Raw genomic sequence first — 18,064 nt, 5'->3', positions numbered from 1 at the left:
GGGGGGCGGCTGGGCTCAACTCGGCGCCCGCATGCACCCCTCTCGACTCCTCCTCGCGCTGGGGGCCCTCGTGGCCTCCGGTTGCGCCAGCGCTCCGCGTCCCGCGGAGTCGCCCTCCCAGACGCCTCCTTCCCAGTCCCAGGCCGTGAAGGCCCCCGCCGAGCCCGTGCGGCTCACCCTGGTGGGCACCAACGACTTCCACGGCTGGTTGATGCCGCACACCACCTCCCTGCCCGGCGGCCTGGAGTTGCGGGAGGGTGGGGCGGCCGTCTTCGCCGGCTACGTGGCCCGGCTGCGCGCGGACAACCCGGACGGCGTGCTGCTGCTGGACGCGGGGGACCTCTTCCAGGGGACGCTCGCCTCCAACCTCACCGAGGGCGCCTCGGTCATCGACGTCTACAACCAGCTGGGCTACGCCGCCGCCGCGCTCGGCAACCACGAGTTCGACTACGGGCCGGCGGGGCCCAAGGCGGTGCCCGGGCCGGGAGAGGATCCCTTCGGGGCCCTCGTCGAGCGCATCCGCCAGGCGCGCTTCCCGCTGCTCTCCGTCAACGTCCGCGAGGCCGCTTCCGGCCAGCACCCCGCGTGGTTCGGCAATGACGGCACGCTGCTGGTGACGCTCAAGGGCGTGAAGGTGGGCATCGTGGGCCTCACCACGCCGTCCACCCCGCGCATCGTCAACCCCGCGCTCGTGTCCACCCTGCGCTTCGACGGCATGGTGCCCACCACGCTGGATGCCGTGAAGCGTCTGCGCGCCCAGGGCGCCGAGGTGGTGGTGGGCGTGGCCCACGCCGGTGGCAAGTGCGCCGATCTCTCCAACCCGCGCGACCTCTCGAGCTGTGACCGCTCGGACGGGGAGATCTACGAGCTCGCCGAGTCGCTGCCGCCGGGCACCCTGGACGTCATCTTCGCCGGCCACACCCACCAGGCCATGGGGCACTACTTCGGAAACGTGCCCGTCCTGTCCACCTCGGGCCAGGGCCGCTCCTTCGGCGTGGTGGAGCTCTTCGTGGACCCGGCGAGCCGCAAGGTGCTGACCGAGCGCACCCGCCTCCAGGCCGCCATTCCCGTGTGCGCCCAGGTGGATGCGAAGACCGGCAGCTGCGACCCGCGCAAGCTGAAGGAGCAGGGCGCCGCGGTGCAACTCGTGGCCTCCACCTTCCTCGGGGGGCCCGTGGTGGCGGACAAGGAGGTGGAGGCGCTCGTGGCCCCCGCGCTCGCGCGTGTGGAGGAGGTGCAGCGCCGGCCCCTCGGCGTCACCGTCACCGCGCCCCTGGGGCGCAACTACGAGAGCGAGAGCGCGCTCGGAAATGTGCTCACGGACGCGCTGCGGGAGATGGAGAAGGTGGACGTGGCCCTGCTCAACTCCGGCGGCCTGCGCGCCAACCTGAAGGCGGGGCCGCTCACCTATGGCGACCTCTACGAGGTGTTGCCCTTCGACAACACGGTGGCCATCGTCACCGTCACCGGGGACGAGCTGCGGCGCCTGCTGGTGGCCGCCTATGGCACGGGCACCGGCGTCTTCCAGGAGTCCGGGCTGAAGGTGAAGCTGGCGCGCTGCCCTGGCCCCGAGCGCCTGCGCGACGTCACCCTGGCCAATGGCAAGCCGCTCGAGCCCAAGCGCCTGTACCGGGTGGTGCTGCCGGACTTCCTGGCCCGAGGCGCCGCCGGGCTCGGCTCCGTGCTGTCCCAGGTGCCCCCCGAGCGCATCGATCTGGGCCTCGGCCGCGAGCAGATCCTTCGTGACGCGCTCGCCACATGGTGGAAGAGCCGCGGCACGCCCATCTCGGTGCCCGCTACAGGCCGCATCAGCTTCGTGGACGGCGGCGAGTGCGCCTCCAAGGGCTCCGCGGCCCCCCGCTCCGAGCGGCCTTGACAAAGGGACCGACACCGCGCGCGGGCCGGAAAATCGGCTCGCGCGCGGTCGGGCGACTCGCGGGAGCATGCGCAAGTGGCCGAGATCCGGGCGGATCGCTGCCCGAGGCTAAAAATCGGCCTGGGATCAGTTTCCAACTCTCGGATTCCTCCTTACTCTAGGGCAGGTGCGTCGTGATTCGCCGAGCCTTTCAAGGCCCGATCACGGTCCGCCGGCAGGGAGGGAAACACATGCTTTACAAGGTGACCCCGATGATGCCGCCGCCGGCCTCGAAGGAGGCCAAGGCGCGTGAGCCGGGGCAGCCGCGCAAGCGGCGCAAGTCGGCCGTGTACGATGCCGACGGGCACGAGGTGCTCATCTCGCTGATGTGCATCAAATGCCGCTCGCTCAAGCCGCTCGCGCAGTTCGGTCTGCGCAAGATGGCGGATGGGGCCATCCGCAACCAGCCCTGGTGCCGCACCTGCCGCTCCGGCGCGGGGACGCGCAAGCCGAAGGCCGGGGAGAAGGCCAACGAGGTGCTCGAGGCCGTCGCCGAGGCCGAGGCTCCCGAAGCGCCCAACCTCCAGGTCGTGCCGGTTCCGGCCGTCGCCTCCTCCGAGGAAGAGGCGCCGATCGCCGTCGCCTCCCAAGGCTGAAGCGGGGTCGGGCTGATCCACCGGGGACCGTGTCCGCCGAGGGCCGGAGCGCTTCGCTTCGACCCTGGATGGACTGATCTGTCCTTGGTGCCGGGCGCGGTGCCCGGGTGATGCTCGGAGTGTGAGAAAGTGATGCCCCGAGCGAGGCATCATGTCCGCCAGCGCGGGGAGTGGCGGCCGGAGTGGATGCTACCGGACAGCGCTCCCCATCTCCGCTTCACCACCAGTCCTGGGCGCGTACAACGGACGCGTGATCGCTCTGAACACCAGGGATTCGACCATCCTCCGTAGGAACAACGTCAAAGTCACGGGCCGGGGAACGCAGCCGATGCTGTTCGCGCACGGTTTTGGGTGCGACCAGCACATGTGGCGCTTCGTGAGCCCCGCCTTCGAAGAGAACTACCGGGTCATCCTGTTTGACTACGTCGGCTCGGGCCGGTCGGATCTCCGCGCGTACAATGCCGAGCGGTACTCGGATCTGAACGGCTACGCGCAGGACATCCTCGACATCTGCGCGGCCCTGGACCTGGAGGATGTCATCCTCGTCGGGCACTCCGTCAGCAGCATGATCGGACTGCTGGCCGCCATCAAGGAGCCCAGGCGCTTCCAGCGCCTCGTCTTCGTGAGCCCCTCGCCCCGCTACATCAACGACGCTCCGGACTACTTCGGCGGCTTCGAGCGCAAGGACATCGAGGAGCTGCTGGACACGATGGACAAGAACTACATCGGCTGGGCGAGCTTCCTGGCCCCGACGATCATGCAGAACGGGGACCGGCCGGAGCTCAGTGACGAGCTCCGGGAGAGCTTCTGCTCCACGGATCCGAACATCGCCCGGCGGTTCGCGGAGGTGACGTTCTTCTCGGACAACCGGAAGGATCTGCCCAAGCTCACGGTGCCCTCGCTCATCCTCCAGTGCTCGGAGGATCTCATCGCGCCGAGGCAGGTGGGCGAGTATCTCCACCGCCACGTGCCGGGCAGCACGCTGCGGATCATGAAGGCCACGGGCCATTGCCCGCACATGAGTGCTCCCGAGGAGACCCTGGGTCTCATCAAGGACTACGTGAGCTCCCCATGCGCGCTCTGACCGCCCGGCGTCGAGAAGACATGGCGACCGGTCCAACAGACGACCTGTTCGATTTCGCGCCCTGCGGTCTCCTCTCGTTCACCGATGAGGGGACGCTCGTGGTCGTCAACGACACGTTGCTCGGCCTGCTGGGCTATTCCCGTGACGAGCTGGTGGGCGGCCACGTGGACAGGATCCTGACGCTGGCGAGCCGCCTGTTCTACCAGACCCACTTCTTCCCGCTGCTCCGGATGCAGGGCAAGGCGGAGGAGATCTCCCTCTCGCTGAGCTCGAAGAGCCGCGAGTCCGTCCCCGTGCTCGTCAGCGCCGTGCGACGGGAGCGCCAGGGGACGATCGTCAATGACTGCGCGCTCTTGCCGGTGCGCGAGCGCGGGAAGTACGAGGACGAGCTGCTGAGGGCGAAGCGGGCGGCGGAGGAGGCGCTGCGCAGCAACGAGGAGCTGATCCAGGCCAGGCAGGAGTTGCAACTGCGGGCCCAGGAGCTCGACCAGCAGCTGCACCAGCTGGAGCGCAACAACCAGGAGCTCACGCGCATCAGCACCATCCTGGCGCATGACCTGCGGGAGCCGATGCGCAAGCTCTCCGTGTTCGGGTCCCTCTTCACCAAGGAGGATCGGCAGGTGCTGTCCTTGACGGGTCAGCGCTCGTTGGATCGCATCCGGGCGGAGAGCGCGAGGATGGATGGGCTGCTCACGGCGCTCCAGCAGTTCGTGTCGCTGGAGGTGACCGAAGAGCCGACCGAGGCGGTGAACCTGAACGATGTGGTGCGCAGCGCCCAGCAGATGGTGTCCGAGAGGACCGAGCGGGGTGCGCCGAAGGTGCTGAGCCAGTCGCTTCCGGTCATCCAGGGCCGGCGCCGGCAGCTGGTGATGTTGTTCTACCACCTGCTCGACAACGCGGTGAAGTTCCGCACTCCCGAGGTGTTCCCCCAGGTCGACATCGGGTGCGGGGTGATCCAGCTCAACAGCTTCCGGGCGATCAAGGACAAGTACCGCTACGTCGATTTCGCGAGGATCGTGCTGGAGGACAACGGGGTCGGGTTCCATGGCCGCTACAGCGATTACGTGTTCGAGGCGCTGAGGAAGCTGGACCCGAACACCCCGGGCCCTGGAATCGGCCTGGCCATCTGCCGCAAGGTGGTGGAGAGCCACGGTGGGTCCATCTCGGCCGAGTCGGAGCCGGGCCGCGGGGCCCGGTTCACGATCCTGCTGCCGCTGGGTCAGTAGTGGCCATGCGGTGTCTTGCTCTCGCGGTGGGAGTGCTGCTGGCGGTGGGGGCCTCGCCCTCGTTCGGGGCTCCTGGGCCGGATTCCATCCCGGTGCCAGCGCGCCTGCGCGACGCGGGCGTGCTGCGGGTGGCCATCGACGCGACCTACCCGCCCATGGAGTCCCTGAGAGAGGGTCAACCCGAGGGCTTCGACGTCGACCTGGCCCGTGAGCTCGCCCGGCGCCTGGGAGTCACCGCCGAGTTCATCGTCATGGACTGGGACGGCATCCTCGCCGGCCTCACCTCCGGCCGGTACGACGTCATCATCTCCTCGATGAACATCACCCCGGAGCGCCAGCAGCAGGTCGACTTCGTCGAGTACGCGCGCATGTCCCAGGTCTTCGTCTGCCGGCGGGGCTTCGTGGTGCGGACGGAACAGGAGCTGGCGGGACGGGTGGTCGCGGTCCAGGTCAACACCACCTCGCACCGCTGGCTGGAGCGGCTCCAACGTCAGGGCATCGCCCTCGAGGAGATCAAGCCGTTTCCCGGAATGACGGAGGCCTTCGCCGCGATGAAGTCCGAGCAGGCCGAGGTCCTCGTCACGGACGAGGCCGTGGGCCGCTACTTCGCCCTGCGCGACGACACCTTCGCCGTCACCGGTCAGGCGCTGGAGCCGGAGCCCATCGGCATCGCCATCGACAAGCGGGACAAGGAGCTGACCGCGAGCATCGCCGCCGCGATCGAGCAATTGCGGCGGGACGGCGAGCTGCGCCGGTTGTCCGAGCGGTGGTTCGGCGGCGAGCTGGGTCAGGTGGCTCCTCCGCTGGGCTTCTGGGACTTCTCCCGCACGGTGGTGCTGCCCCGCGTGTTCAAGGGCCTCCAGGTGACGCTCCTGCTGACGCTCGGCAGCGGGCTGTCCGGCATCGCATTGGGGCTGCTCGTGGCGCTGGCCCGCATCTCCCGGAAGCAGGGGGTCCAGGGCGTCGCCCGCCTCTACATCGCGCTCTTCCGCGGGACGCCGCTGCTGTTGCAGATCCTCTTCATCTTCTTCGCCCTGCCGCTGATGATCGGCGTGAAGCTCGGCGCGATGGCCGCCGGTATCGTCGCGCTCTCGCTGAACGCGGCGGCCTACATCGCGGAGATCTTCCGGGCCGGTATCGAGTCCATCGACAAGGGGCAGATGGAGGCGGCGAGGGCGCTCGGGATGAGCTACGGGCTGGCCATGCGCCGCGTCATCCTCCCTCAGACGTTCCGGCGGCTGTTGCCGCCACTCGTGAATGAGCTGGCGGCGCTCTCCAAGGACACCTCGCTCGTGATGGTGATCGCGCTGCCCGAGATGCTGTACGAGACGAAGCAGATCGCCGGGGCCTACCTGCGGCCCGAGGTGTACGCCTGGGCGGCCCTGGGCTACCTGCTCATCGTCCTGGCGCTGTCGACCCTGGCCCGGCGGTTGGAGAAGCGGCTGGAGGCGCACGGCGCATGAGCACACCGATTCTCAGGGTGGAGGGGCTGCGCAAGTCCTTCGGTGGGCGGGAGGTGCTCAGGGGAATCGACCTGGCGGTGGCTCCGGGCGAGGTGGTGGTCATCATCGGGCCGAGCGGTTGCGGCAAGTCCACGCTGCTGCGCTGCCTCAACCACCTCGAACAGCCCACGGCGGGGCGCGTCTGGTTCCGCGAGGAGCTGGTGGGGTCGCGCGACGAGGGAGGGCGGTTGCTTCCGCGCCCCGAGGCCGAGGTGGATCGGCAGCGGGCGCGCATCGGAATGGTCTTCCAGCGGTTCAACCTCTTCCCGCACATGACCGCGCTGGGCAACGTCATCGAGGCCCCCATCCGGGTCAAGGGGATGGCGCGAGAGCAGGCGGAGGCGCTCGCCCTGCGGTTGTTGGGACGTGTGGGCTTGCTGGACAGGAAGGACGAGTACCCGGCGCGTCTCTCGGGAGGCCAGCAGCAGCGGGTGGCCATCGCGCGGGCCCTGGCCATGGAGCCGGAGGTGATGCTCTTCGATGAACCGACCTCCGCGTTGGATCCCGAGCTCGCCGACGAGGTGCTCCAGGTGATGCAGGACCTGGCGCGCGAGGGGATGACGATGCTGGTCGTCACGCACGAGATGGGCTTCGCGCGCGAGGTGGCGCACCGGGTGGGAGTGATGGACGCGGGCCTCGTCATCGAGCAGGGCCCGCCCTCCCTCATCTTCACCACCCCCACGCAGCCGCGCACCCGCGAGTTCCTGCGCAAGGTGCTCCACACCCGCCTGGAAGGTACCGGCCCGGCGGAGACCTGAGCGGAGGGGCGTTACAGGCGCAGTCCCGCCGGGAGCGTGTCGCCGAGGGCCCGTGCCTCATCCGCGGCTTCGAGCGCCACGACTTCCGTCACCATCCGCACCCAGGTGTCGGCCGCCTTCGACTTGCGCAGCGCCTGGACGGCCCTGGCTCGCAGCTCGGGGCTGATGTCCCGTGTCCGGTCTCCCGTGAGCCGCGCGAGCTGCGCCGCCGCGAACTGCGCCCCGTCGATGCGCTCGAGGCCCAGCTCCAACAGCAGGGACAGCCAGGACTCGGCCACCTCCACGTCCACCACCTTGTGGCCGCTGCCGTACAGCGGCACTCGCGCGCCCAGCCGACCCAGCGCCCACGCCCACGGGCCGCCGCTCTTGTTCTCCGCCTTCAGCCGCGCCGCCACCCAGCCACCCAGCTCCGCCTTGTCCTCCGGCGCGATGTGCTCCAGCGAGGCCGCCGTGCGCACCATCTCGTCCAGGCCCTCGGGCTGGATGCCCTTCAGCTTCGTCTGCGGCTGCGACGTCTCCGGCGGCACCCTCCGCGCCAGGTGTGGCTTCAGGTAGTCGTACAGCTTGCGCTGCTGCGCCTCGTTCAGCCCGCCCGCCATCCGCCGCCACATCACCCAGAACTCGATCCAGACCGACTTCTCGGTGTGGTGCTGCACCAGCGGTTCGAACAGCGAGAACGTCTGCTCCGCCCGCCAGTGGTCCAGCGGGTAGCCGAAGCCCGGCCGCAGCGTGAAGCCCGTCAGGCTGTAGAAGACGCGCTCGTGGTCCGCCGTGCGGCGCCGCTTCGAGGCCCCCGCGAACAGGGAGCTCCACAGCTCGCGCAGCACCGGCACCCGCCACGTCTCCTTCGGGCCCAGCACCTTCTCCAGCGTGCGCGACAGCTGCTTCACGTCCTTGGGGCCAATGGGCAGCGGCTTGTTGCCGTACACCCGCTCCACGTTCTCCTTCGCCTCGGCGAAGCGCGCGGGCATGGACTCGGTGACGGTCAGCTCGCGCTCGCCACCCGTGCCCCGCAGCTCGAACTCCAGCCGCCAGCGCTCGTCCGCCACGTTCGACACCGCGAAGAGCTCCAGCGTGCCGATCTCCGTGAGCCCCGCCTGCAGGTGCACCGGCACCTCCGCCGTCTTCCCCGACGCCCCCTTGAGCACCGTGTGGATGGGCGGCAGCGGCTTCAGGTCCTCCGTCAGCGCCACCACGTCGCCCGGCTTGTCGATGCGGTCGCTCGTGGTGGAGTGCAGCGTGAACTGCACCGGCCTTCCCAGCGTGAGCGTGAAGGAGCGCTCGCCGATGTCGACCTGGTTGCCCTCCTCGAAGCCTCGCGGGATGAGGCACAGCACCGGCTGCTCCGCGCTGTCCGCCGCGCGCTGCAGGGACACGTAGTACGCCCGCGCCGCGCCTCCTCCGATGCGCAGGCCGTGCCCTCGCCGCACCAGCCCGTAGTAGGCCGCGCCACGTGCCACCGCCAGCTCCAGTGACTCGTGCTTCAGCAGCCGGATGCGCGGGGCTCCCGGCCACCACGCGCTCACCGCCTCCACCAGCCGCTCGGCCAGCTGGGGCGAGTTGAAGACACCGCCATTGAGCAGGATGGCGTCCGGGCGGGGCAGGGCACCCTCCGCGGGCGCCGTCTCCCCGAGCGCCGCGAAGCCCGCCGCCGCGTGCTGCGCGAGGAAGGCCGCCAGGTGTCGGGTGATGGCCGCGTCCTGTGCGTACGGAAGCCCCAGCTCCTGGAGCGCCATGCGCGACACGCGCCGGGGACGCTCGTTCGCGCCCGCGCGTGGGAAGAAGCCATCCATGACGATCGTCTCCGCCTCCTCGCGCGCCAGCTCCGTGGACAGCGAGCCTCCCAGCAGCCGGCTGCCCTCGGCCACCAGCGACACGCCGTAGCGCTCGGGCGGGGTGGAGCCCAGCAGCGCCTCCTTGGCGGTGCGGGCCGCTTGGATGGCCTGTGTCCACTGCGTGGCGGACAGGCGCCGGTTGCCGTCCGGGAAGAGCTTCTCCTCCACGCGCTTCGCCAGCGCGGCGTCCATGTTGTCGCCGCCGAGCATCAGGTGCTCGCCCACCGCGAGCCGCCGCAGCATGGGGCCCTCGGGGGACACACCCGCGTGCACCAGGGTGAAGTCCGTGGTGCCTCCGCCCACGTCCACCACCAGCACCAGCCGCACCGTCTCCAGCGACGTCGCCAGGTCCTTCCGGTGGCGCGCGGTGTAGTCGTAGAAGGCCGCCTGCGGCTCCTCCAGGAGCGTGAACTTCTCCAGGCCCGCCTTGCGCGCGGCGCTCACCGTGAGGGCTCGCGCCGCCTCGTCGAAGGAGGCGGGCACGGTGATGACCACCTCCTGCTGCGCCAGCGGCGCGTCCGGGTGGGCGTGGTTCCACGCACGGGCCATGTGCTGGAGGAGCAGGGCGCTCGCCTCCACCGGAGACACCTTCGCCACGTCCGCCGGAGCACCCCACGGGAGGATGGGCGCCGAGCGGTCCACGCCCGGGTGGCACAGCCAGCTCTTCGCAGACGTCACCACCCGGCCTGGCACCCGGGCTCCCTGCCAGCGGGCGAGCTCGCCCACCACGTGCGGACCGCTCTCGCCCCAGGGGAGGCGGAGCGACTCGGCGGCGAGCTCATGGCCGGCGGGCACGTAGACGCACGAGGGCAGCAGCGAGCGCGGGCTCACCTCGCCCTGGCGCACCAGTTGGGGGACGGGGAAGTCCTCCACGGGTGCGGCGGGCCCCTTCGAGGGGTCCACCGAGGCGACGGCGCAGTGGGTGGTTCCGAGGTCGATGCCGACGATGTGCATAGGCGTTCGTGCGGCCCTCCCTGGCCGCGGGCCCCTTCTACTCCTTCATGCGGACGTTGAGCTCCAGCTTCCACTTGCCGGGGCCGTCCTTCTGTAGGCAGCGCAGCTCCAGCGTGCCCACCTCGGTGACGGCCGCCTGGAGGTTGACGGGCGTGAGGTCTCCGAAGGGCGTGGGCGTGCCCGGGAGCGTCGTCTCGATGGGGGCGAGCTCCTCGAACTCGTTGCCGTCCACGTCGTCCACCATCGTCCCCACCTTGTCGTCGCGCCGCACGGATGAGGCGAAGAAGCGGAAGCTGGTGGGCTCTCCGGTGACGAGGCCGAACTCCTGCGGAGGCACGTCCGCCTGGGTGCCCTCCTCCATGCCGAAGGGGGCCACGCACAGGGCCTTCACGGGGGGCTCCATGCCGGGCACCGCGGGCATCGCCGTCTCCACGCCCACGTAGTAGGCGCGGGCCGTGCCGCCGCGGATGCGCAGGCCGTGGCCCTGCCGTACCCAGCCGTAGTAGGCCGCGCCGCGCGCCACGGACAGGTCCAGATCCGCGCCCGCGAGCTCCTGGGCCGGCTGGCCACCGTCCGCGGTGAGCCACGCGTTGAGCACCTCCATCACCCGGGCCTTGAGCGGGCCCGCCTTGAAGACGCCACCGTTGAAGAGCACGGCGGTGGGGTGGATGAAGGACTTGCCGCCCACGTCCACCGGCGAGTCCGGCGAGCTGGCCAGCGCCTGCGCCTGCCGGGTGAGGAAGGCGGCCAGGTGCCTCGTCACCGCCGGATCCTGCGCGTACGGCAGCGCCATCTGCGCGAGGCCCGTGCGCCGGGCCATGCGCGGCAGCTCCGTGACGGGGGAGGGCGGGAAGAAGCCATCCGTGAGGACGCGGTCCAGGTCCTCGCGGGCCAGCTCCGTGCGCAGCGTGCCGCCGATGAGCGACGAGCCCCGGCCCGGAATGGCGATGGGCGCCTTCGTCATGGCCGGGTCCCCGTACAGCGTCTCCTTGGCCATGCGGCAGCCGTAGGTGAGGGCATTGAACTGCCAGGCGTCCAGCTTCTTGCCCTCGGCGGTGAGTCGCTGGTTGAGCGTGTGCGCCAGCGCCAGGTCCATGTTGTCGCCGCCCAGGAGGATGTGGTCGCCCACCGCCACGCGCGTGAGCTCCACGTCACCCGCCCTGTCCCTCACGGTGATGAGCGAGAAGTCCGTGGTGCCACCGCCCACGTCCACCACGAGGATGACCTCGCCCACCTTCACCCGCTTGCGGAACGTCTCGCCCTGAGCCTCCAGCCATGCGTAGAGCGCCGCCTGCGGCTCCTCCAGGAGGATGATGTTCTCCAGGCCCGCGGCCCGGGCGGACTCGAGCGTCAGGTCGCGCGCGGCGGCGTCGAACGAGGCCGGGACGGTGATGATGACGTCCTGCGCGGCCATGGCGTTGCCGGCGTCCTCCTTCGTCCGGGCGAAGGTGTGGTCCCACGCCTCGCGCAGGTGGCGCAGGTAGCGGGTGGAGGCCTCCACCGGCGAGACTCGTTGCACTTCCTCGGGCGCCTGCCAGGGCAGCAGGGCGGCGCGCCGGTCCACCCCCGGGTGGCTCAGCCAGCTCTTCGCCGAGGACACCAGCCGGGTGGGCACCTTGGCGCCATGGGCGCGGGCGAACTCACCGGCGATGCTGGTCGCCCCCGGGTTCCACGGCAGCGCCAGGCTGCCCTGGGGGAACTCCTGGCCGCTCGGCAGGTAGAGGAAGGAGGGGAGCAGCGTCCGGGCCTCCACCGTGCCCGGCGCCGTCAGCTGCGGGATGGGCAGCATCGACTGCGCGGGGCCCCGGGGCCTGGCCTCCTCCAGGTTGAAGTAGGAGACCGCGGAGTGCGTGGTGCCGAGATCGATTCCAATCGCGTATCGGGCCATATGGGCTCAATCTGGTGTCAGGGCAGCTCGACTTCAGCGGGCGCGAGGACCCGAGGGTCCATCGCCGGACTGGTGGACGGGAATTTCACGGCCGTGGTCACCCAGCCGTGGTGCTTCAGCGCGCCGTTATAGGGAGGCTGACCGGCCACGTTGCCCGTGAGGCGGATGCGCTGGGCGTCGAAACCGGCGGGCACGTTCACCGCGTCACCCTCGGACTGGGGCAGCACCGGCTCCAGGGTGAGGTACTGACGCAGCACCTTGCGGCACCCCTCGTGGACGATGCGGGCCGCGGCGCCCACGTCCGCGTCCGGGAAGGCGGCCACGTCCTCCTGGAGGAAGTCGATGAGGCGCCCCTCCCGCTGCAGCATGGCGAGCACCTGCAGGGCCGGGGCGTGCTCCCGCTCGGGGGGCAGCGGGGCGGGCGGCTGCTTCTCCACCGGCTCGGTCTTGTTCGGCAGCTCGGCGGGCGTGGCCCCGGCCGGCAGCAGGCCAGCCTTGTCGGCCTCACGCACCGGCAGTACGGCCTGTGCGAATGGCGGGTTGAACCAGATCCGCCAGAAGCACACGAACGCGAGCCAGAAACGGGCGAAGAACGAAAGCGAGGGCTGTTCGGTCATCGGCCCCGGATAACAGAGCGCCGGAGCTTTTCAACGAACTCGAAGCCCAAATGAAAAGGGCCTCACTGTTTCCAGTGAGGCCCTTCTCACTTCGTGGTGGAGGTGGACGGGATCGAACCGACGACCTTCGCATTGCGAACGCGACGCTCTCCCAACTGAGCTACACCCCCACATTGGGTGTCCCACCGGCGACGCGGTTTCTCGCCGCCGAAAGACGAACGGGCAATTACAGGACCCTATTCCACGTGTCAAGCCGGGAATCTTCGGGGCCTCTTGTGCGATTGACGCGCGGCAACTCGGGGTGTCATAAGAACCCCCTCCACAGGCGCCCCTTTCGGAATGTCTACTCCATCATCGAAGACGTTGAGCCCGGCCGAGCTTGCGAAGCTGGAGCACTCGTTCGCTTCCGACCCCTCATCTGAAGCCTACAAGCCACTGGCCGAGGCCTACCTGGCCATGGGCCGTTTCATGGAAGCGATGGTCGTCTGCAAGAAAGGGGTGAAGGCTCACCCCAATCGTGCCGATCCCCGCCTCCTCCTCGCCCGCGTCTACTCCGAGCAGGGCAAGGACAAGAAGGCCCTGGAAGAGGTGCTCGGCGCCCTCCAGGTCCAGCCCACCGACAAGGCCTCGCTGCGCATGGCCGGTGTGCTCCAACTCAAGACCGGCGAGGCCGACGCGGGCAAGGCCAACCTCCTCAAGGCGTACGAGGCGGACCCTGGCGATGCCGACACGCTGGCGGCGATGCAGCAGTACTCGGTGCAGGCCCCCGTGGCCGCCGCGCCGGCTCCCGCCCCCGCTCCCGTGGTGGCCGCTCCCGCACCCGTGGCGGCTCCCGCTCCGGTGGCCGCGGCTCCTGTCGCAGCGCCGGCTCCCGCTCCGGTGGCCGCGGCCCCCGTCGCAGCGCCGGCTCCCGCTCCCGCTCCTTCCCGCAAGCACGTGGCCGAGGACGACGAGGAGGCGCCGCGTCCCAAGCGCTCGCAGCCCGCGCGCCCGGTCGCCCGTGCGGCGGTCGTCGATGATGACGTCGACGACGACGACGAGGACGCGCCCCGCAAGCGCAAGTCCGGCTCCGGCTCCAGCAAGTACATCACGCTCGGCCTGCTGATCGCCGTGCCCATCGTCCTGGGTGGCTTCTTCGTCCAGGGCCGCATGGCCGCTCAGCGCAACCGGGAGATCAAGAAGCAGCTCGAGGCCGCCACCGAGCAGCTCAAGCACGACTCCTTCGACTCGTACAAGAAGGCCTGCGAGGCGGCCGACAAGGCGCTCGAGGTCGACGCCGACTCCACCGCCGCGCACGGCTACCTGGCCTACGCCTACGCCATCCGCTGGGGTGAGCACGGCGGCGGTGACGAGGCCAAGCGCAGGGCCGAGGAGCATCTGGCCTCCGCCAAGAAGAGCGGGGAGATCAGCTCGCACCTCTACGCCGCCGAGGCGCTCGTCAAGACGTACGGTGGCAAGGGCAAGGAGGCCCTCACCGAGCTCGAGCAGCGCGTGAAGTCCTTCGACGAGCAGGGCAAGCGCAGCTCGCTGCTGTACCTGACGCTGGGTCTCATCCAGATGAACGCGGGCGACATGGATCGCGCCAAGGACAACCTGGAGAAGGCCCAGGGCCTGTCTCCGGATGACCCGCGCATCTACGCCGCGCTCGGCGCGGTGTACCGCCGGCTCGGCCAGGACGGCACCGCCTGGAAGAACTACGACTTCGCCCTGCGCTACGAGAAGGACCACCCCGAGTCGCTGCTCGGCAAGTCGCTGCTGATGCTGGAGCAGGACACGCCAAACTACGAGCTGGCGGCCGTCATGGTGAAGAAGCTGCTGGAGGCCCAGCCGCCCCCTTCGCCTCGTCAGCTCGCGGCGGCCTACCTGGCGCGCTCGCTGCTCATCTCCCGCGTGTCCGCGGGCATGGACAAGTTCAAGCCCGAGGAGCAGACGAAGATCTCCGAGGTCACCGGCGTGCCCACCGACAAGGAAAAGGCGCGTCAGGAGCTCATCAAGGCCGAGGACACCGGCTTCACCCTGGACAAGCTCAGCCCCGAGCTGTCGCTCATCAAGGGCCGCCGGCTGATCCTCGAGCAGCATTTCGATGAGGCCGCCACGGAGATCCGCAAGGCCATCAAGATCGACCCCACCCGCGCCCAGTTCTACGTGGAGCTGGCCAAGGCCCTCATGGGCAAGCCGGGCGGCGAGAAGGAGGCCTCCGAGGCGCTCGCCACCGCCATCAAGACCATGGGTGACAGCCCCAAGCTGCTCACCATGCTGGGTGACGCCTACCGCCGGCAGAACAAGCTGGATGACGCGCTCAAGACGTACGAGCGCGCGGTGAAGGACGCCAACGCCAAGAACCCGGAGGCCCGTCTGGCCATCGGCACCATCTACCGCCAGCGCTCGGACTGGGCGAAGGCGCAGGAGTCGCTGGAGAAGGCGGCCACCGAGTTCATCGGCCAGCCGGACCGGGCCGCCACGACGCTGCTCGAGCTGGCGCGCGTCTTCGAGGGCAAGGGCGACGCCGCCAAGGCCGACGAGACGTACCAGAAGGCGCTCAACGCGGACGAGGAGTACGCCCCGGCCTACTACCACTACGCGGCGTTCCTCTCGAAGGACAAGAAGCAGGCCGCCAAGGCCAAGTTGCTGGCGCAGGAGTACATCAAGCGCGAGCCCAAGGGCGAGTTCGTGGCCCAGGCCCAGGCGCTGTGAGCCGGGCTCCCGCTTCCCACAAGCGGGACTGATGTCGACGGGCGCGGGGATGGCATCCATCCCGCGCCCGTTTGCTTGATGTGGGCCGTCCCTCTGTGTAAGGGGAGTGGCGTTTTCCAGCCGGGGAGTCCGCGTGAGCGCGCGAGCCGTGAGCCAGTCGAACATCGCTTCGGACCTGCTGTCCCTCACCAAGCCCAGGTTGTCGGGCCTGGTCATCGCCACCACCGCGGGCGGCATGTGGCTGGCCCCCGGTGAGCTGACGGTGACGCGCATCCTGGTGACGCTGCTGGCCACCTCCGGCACGGTGGGCGCCGCCAACGCGCTCAACTGCTACTGGGAGCGCCACAGCGACCGCTTCATGGCGCGCACCCGCAACCGCCCGCTGCCCTCGGGCCGCATGGAGCCGGCGACGGCGCTGGGCTTCGGCCTGCTGCTGGCGGCCGTGTCCCTGCCCGCGCTCGCCCTGGGCGCCAACCTGCTCACCGCGGGGCTGGGGCTCCTGGCGCTCCTCAGCTACGTGCTCATGTACACGCCCCTCAAGCCGCGCACCTCGACCGCCATGCTGGTGGGCGCGGTGCCCGGCGCGCTCCCCCCGCTCATGGGGTGGACGGCCGTGACGGGGCAGATCGACGCGGGCGGCTACGTCCTCTTCGCCATCCTCTTCCTGTGGCAGATCCCCCACTTCATCGCCATCGCCCTGTTCCGCAAGGACGAGTACGCGGCGGCCGGTCTCAAGTCCGTGCCGCTCGAGCGGGGCGATGACTCCAGCCGGCTGCAGATCGTCCTCTACCTGGTGGCGCTGGTGCCCATGACGCTGCTGCCCTTCCAGCTGCGCATCGCCGGGGGCTGGTACCTGGCGGCCGCCGTGGTGCTGGGCCTGTCGTTCCTCGGGCTGGGGGCCACGGGTCTCTTCCGGAGCCTGGGAAGGTCCTGGGCCCGCCAGACGTTCCTGTTCAGCCTGCTGTACCTGGCCGGCCTCTTCGCCGCGCTGATGCTCGACAGCGGGGGACACGGTTGATTCGAGGATGTCCACGGCCCTGAAGGCCCTCTCTCCGGCGGCCAGCCGCTCCGCGGCGCCCCTGCTCCAACTCGACGGTCTCACCCGGTGCTTCAAGCAGCGGGTGGCGCTGGATGGGTTGAACCTCTCGGTGCGGGCGGGGGAGATCGTCGGCCTGCTCGGCCCCAACGGCGCCGGGAAGTCCACCACCTTCCAGCTGCTCGCCGGCCTGCTCGCGCCGGATGCCGGACGCGTCCTGTTCGAGGGGCGGCCCCTGTCGCTCAACGACCCGGCCCTGCGCCAGCGCATGGGCATCATCTTCCAGCGCAGCAGCCTGGATGACCTGATGAGCGCGCGGGAGAACCTCATGCTCGGCGCCCGGCTGTATGGGCTGACGGGCGCGTGGGCCCGCGAGCGCGTGGAGCAGATGCTCCGGCTCATCGGCCTCGAGGCGCGCGGCGACGAGCGCGTCTCCACCTGGTCCGGTGGCATGCGCCGGCGCTTGGAGCTGGCGCGCGCCCTGGTGCACCAGCCGAGCATCGTCCTCATGGACGAGCCCACCCAGGGGCTCGACGAGGCCTCCTTCCGCTCCTTCTGGGCGCACCTGCGCGCCCTGCGCGACGCCGAGGGCCTCACCGTGCTGCTCACCACGCACCGCGCCGACGAGGCGGAGATGTGCGACCGGCTGGCGGTGCTGGACTCCGGACGGCTGGTGGCCACCGACACCCCGGCGGCGCTGGCCGCTCGGGTGGGCGGGGACATCCTCACCCTGGAGGCCCGGGAGCCCGAGGCCCTCGCGGACGAGCTGCGCGCCCGGCTGGGGTTGGAGGCCCGCGTGGTGGAGGGCCGCGTGCAGGTGGAGGTGGAGCAGGGGCACGCGCTGGTCCCCCGGCTGGTGGAGGCCTTCCCGGCCGGCCGGCTCGCCTCCGTGTCCTTGCGCCGTCCCACCCTCGCGGACGTGTTCCTCCAACTCACCGGCCGGGTGCTCGGGGCGGACCAGCCCGCCGCCGAGCCCGTCCGCCGTAGGAGTCGTCATTGATGAACGCCCATGCCACCACCGCTCCCGACTCCGACGTGCCCGAGACGGGGCCGTCCGGGCCGGAGCTGGACATCCGACGCGACTCCCGCGTGGAGGCCCGGGCCCCGAGCGCGCTCGCGCTCCAGTGGTCCACCGTGCGCGTGCTGCTGGCGCGCGACGTGGTGCGCTTCTTCCGTCAGCCCAGCCGCATCGTCGGGGCGCTCGCCCAGCCCATCCTCTTCTGGTTCGTCATCGGCGCGGGCTTCTCCGGCTCCTTCCGCGTGGAGGGCGCCCAGGGCCTGGACTACCAGCGCTTCTCCTTCCCCGGTGTCGTCACCATGGTGGTGCTCTTCAGCGCCATCTTCGCCACCATCTCCGTCATCGAGGACCGGCGCGAGGGCTTCCTCCAATCCGTCCTCGCCGGGCCGGGCTCCCGCCTGGCGGTGGTGCTGGGCAAGGCGCTGGGCTCCTCGGCCATCGCCCTGCTGCAGGCCTCGCTCTTCCTCCTCTTCGCCCCCTTGGCCGGGGTGAAGGCCGCCACCCTGGACGTGCCGCTGCTGCTGGGGGTGATGGTGCTGTCCGCCCTGGGCCTCACCGGCATGGGCATCGCGCTCGCCTGGTGGGTGCGCTCCACCGCCGGCTACCACGCGGTGATGAGCATCGTGCTGTTGCCCATGTGGGTGCTCTCCGGCGCCATGTTCCCCCTCAAGGGCGCCGGGCCGCTGCTGGCCTGGGTGATGCGCCTCAACCCCATGCGCTTCTCCGTGGAAGGCATCCGGCGCGCGCTCTACGGCGCCGAGGCTTCACTCGCCGTGGGGACCGCCTCCTCCGGCGCGGGTCTGGAGGTGCCGGTGCTGTTCGTCTTCGCCACCGTCTTCCTGGCTCTGGCCGCCTTCAGCGTCAATCGCCGGGAGTGACTGGATAGGCCTGTCTTGCGTTGACTTCCGGGTCCTTTCTTCTGCTACGACGGGAGGACCCAG

General features: G+C 70.3%; 13 protein-coding genes and 1 tRNA gene. 10 read left to right on the top strand and 4 right to left on the bottom strand.

All coding sequences use genetic code 11. The features are described from left to right. Positions 1-31 precede the first annotated feature (31 nt). The 6 genes from JRI60_RS36685 to JRI60_RS36660 all read left to right on the top strand — a co-directional run bounded on the left by JRI60_RS36685 (position 32) and on the right by JRI60_RS36660 (position 7,081). Positions 32-1,876, top strand: coding sequence for a bifunctional metallophosphatase/5'-nucleotidase (locus JRI60_RS36685; RefSeq protein ID WP_204220566.1), 1,845 nt, complete (start codon positions 32-34; stop codon positions 1,874-1,876). A 230-nt stretch (positions 1,877-2,106) separates the two neighbouring features. Next, complete coding sequence (locus JRI60_RS36680) at positions 2,107-2,511, top strand: hypothetical protein (protein WP_204220565.1); 405 nt, start codon at positions 2,107-2,109, stop codon at positions 2,509-2,511. 250 nt (positions 2,512-2,761) lie between these two features. After that, the gene (locus JRI60_RS36675) at positions 2,762-3,595 is read left to right on the top strand and encodes an alpha/beta fold hydrolase (RefSeq protein ID WP_275439047.1); all 834 of its coding nucleotides are present in this window, start codon (positions 2,762-2,764) and stop codon (positions 3,593-3,595) included. Positions 3,596-3,615: 20 nt separating this feature from the next. Continuing rightward, complete coding sequence (locus tag JRI60_RS36670; RefSeq protein WP_204220563.1) at positions 3,616-4,821, top strand: sensor histidine kinase; 1,206 nt, start codon at positions 3,616-3,618, stop codon at positions 4,819-4,821. 5 nt (positions 4,822-4,826) lie between these two features. Continuing rightward, complete coding sequence (locus JRI60_RS36665) at positions 4,827-6,284, top strand: ABC transporter substrate-binding protein/permease (protein ID WP_204220562.1); 1,458 nt, start codon at positions 4,827-4,829, stop codon at positions 6,282-6,284. Continuing rightward, the gene (locus tag JRI60_RS36660; protein WP_239469927.1) at positions 6,281-7,081 is read left to right on the top strand and encodes an amino acid ABC transporter ATP-binding protein; all 801 of its coding nucleotides are present in this window, start codon (positions 6,281-6,283) and stop codon (positions 7,079-7,081) included. The genes JRI60_RS36665 and JRI60_RS36660 overlap by 4 nt, the downstream gene beginning before the upstream one ends. Before the next feature lie 11 nt (positions 7,082-7,092). On the opposite strand, the gene JRI60_RS36655 is transcribed toward JRI60_RS36660, so the two are convergent. From JRI60_RS36655 to JRI60_RS36640, 4 genes are all read right to left on the bottom strand, one after another. Then, positions 7,093-9,870, bottom strand: coding sequence for an Hsp70 family protein (locus JRI60_RS36655; protein ID WP_204220561.1), 2,778 nt, complete (start codon positions 9,868-9,870; stop codon positions 7,093-7,095). 37 nt (positions 9,871-9,907) lie between these two features. After that, positions 9,908-11,758 (bottom strand): Hsp70 family protein, encoded by a 1,851-nt coding sequence (locus JRI60_RS36650; protein ID WP_204220560.1) that lies wholly within the window; start codon positions 11,756-11,758, stop codon positions 9,908-9,910. Between the two features lie 17 nt (positions 11,759-11,775). After that, positions 11,776-12,375 (bottom strand): DUF2760 domain-containing protein, encoded by a 600-nt coding sequence (locus tag JRI60_RS36645; RefSeq protein WP_204220559.1) that lies wholly within the window; start codon positions 12,373-12,375, stop codon positions 11,776-11,778. 94 nt (positions 12,376-12,469) lie between these two features. Next, a tRNA-Ala gene (locus tag JRI60_RS36640) sits at positions 12,470-12,545 on the bottom strand. 169 nt (positions 12,546-12,714) lie between these two features. On the opposite strand from JRI60_RS36640, the gene JRI60_RS36635 reads away from it, so the two are divergent. From JRI60_RS36635 to JRI60_RS36620, 4 genes are all read left to right on the top strand, one after another. Further along, positions 12,715-15,069, top strand: coding sequence for a tetratricopeptide repeat protein (locus JRI60_RS36635; RefSeq protein ID WP_204220558.1), 2,355 nt, complete (start codon positions 12,715-12,717; stop codon positions 15,067-15,069). A 133-nt stretch (positions 15,070-15,202) separates the two neighbouring features. Next, positions 15,203-16,087 carry a heme o synthase gene (cyoE, locus tag JRI60_RS36630; RefSeq protein WP_204220557.1) on the top strand — a complete coding sequence of 295 codons (885 nt, stop codon included), beginning with the start codon at positions 15,203-15,205 and terminating at the stop codon, positions 16,085-16,087. Between the two features lie 7 nt (positions 16,088-16,094). Continuing rightward, a complete protein-coding gene (locus JRI60_RS36625; protein WP_204220556.1) occupies positions 16,095-17,105 on the top strand; it encodes an ABC transporter ATP-binding protein in 1,011 nt (336 codons plus the stop codon). Further along, on the top strand, positions 17,105-18,001 hold the full coding sequence (locus JRI60_RS36620) for an ABC transporter permease (RefSeq protein ID WP_204220555.1): 897 nt from the start codon (positions 17,105-17,107) through the stop codon (positions 17,999-18,001). The genes JRI60_RS36625 and JRI60_RS36620 overlap by 1 nt, the downstream gene beginning before the upstream one ends. Positions 18,002-18,064 lie beyond the last annotated feature (63 nt).

It is taken from the genome of Archangium violaceum, assembly GCF_016887565.1.
GTDB lineage: Bacteria > Myxococcota > Myxococcia > Myxococcales > Myxococcaceae > Archangium > Archangium violaceum_B.
The sequence above is the reverse complement of the archived record's forward strand: the minus strand, read 5'-3'. Positions and strand labels throughout refer to the sequence as shown.

What these genes read in the sequence shown, in the direction of transcription:
- JRI60_RS36685 (WP_204220566.1), top strand. Translation starts at nt 32, where the DNA reads ATGCACCCCTCTCGACTCCTCCTCGCGCTGGGGGCCCTCGTGGCCTCC.
- JRI60_RS36680 (WP_204220565.1), top strand. Translation starts at nt 2,107, where the DNA reads ATGCTTTACAAGGTGACCCCGATGATGCCGCCGCCGGCCTCGAAGGAG.
- JRI60_RS36670 (WP_204220563.1), top strand. Translation starts at nt 3,616, where the DNA reads ATGGCGACCGGTCCAACAGACGACCTGTTCGATTTCGCGCCCTGCGGT.
- JRI60_RS36665 (WP_204220562.1), top strand. Translation starts at nt 4,827, where the DNA reads ATGCGGTGTCTTGCTCTCGCGGTGGGAGTGCTGCTGGCGGTGGGGGCC.
- JRI60_RS36660 (WP_239469927.1), top strand. Translation starts at nt 6,281, where the DNA reads ATGAGCACACCGATTCTCAGGGTGGAGGGGCTGCGCAAGTCCTTCGGT.
- JRI60_RS36655 (WP_204220561.1), bottom strand. Translation starts at nt 9,870, where the DNA reads ATGCACATCGTCGGCATCGACCTCGGAACCACCCACTGCGCCGTCGCC.
- JRI60_RS36650 (WP_204220560.1), bottom strand. Translation starts at nt 11,758, where the DNA reads ATGGCCCGATACGCGATTGGAATCGATCTCGGCACCACGCACTCCGCG.
- JRI60_RS36645 (WP_204220559.1), bottom strand. Translation starts at nt 12,375, where the DNA reads ATGACCGAACAGCCCTCGCTTTCGTTCTTCGCCCGTTTCTGGCTCGCG.
- JRI60_RS36635 (WP_204220558.1), top strand. Translation starts at nt 12,715, where the DNA reads ATGTCTACTCCATCATCGAAGACGTTGAGCCCGGCCGAGCTTGCGAAG.
- JRI60_RS36625 (WP_204220556.1), top strand. Translation starts at nt 16,095, where the DNA reads ATGTCCACGGCCCTGAAGGCCCTCTCTCCGGCGGCCAGCCGCTCCGCG.
- JRI60_RS36620 (WP_204220555.1), top strand. Translation starts at nt 17,105, where the DNA reads ATGAACGCCCATGCCACCACCGCTCCCGACTCCGACGTGCCCGAGACG.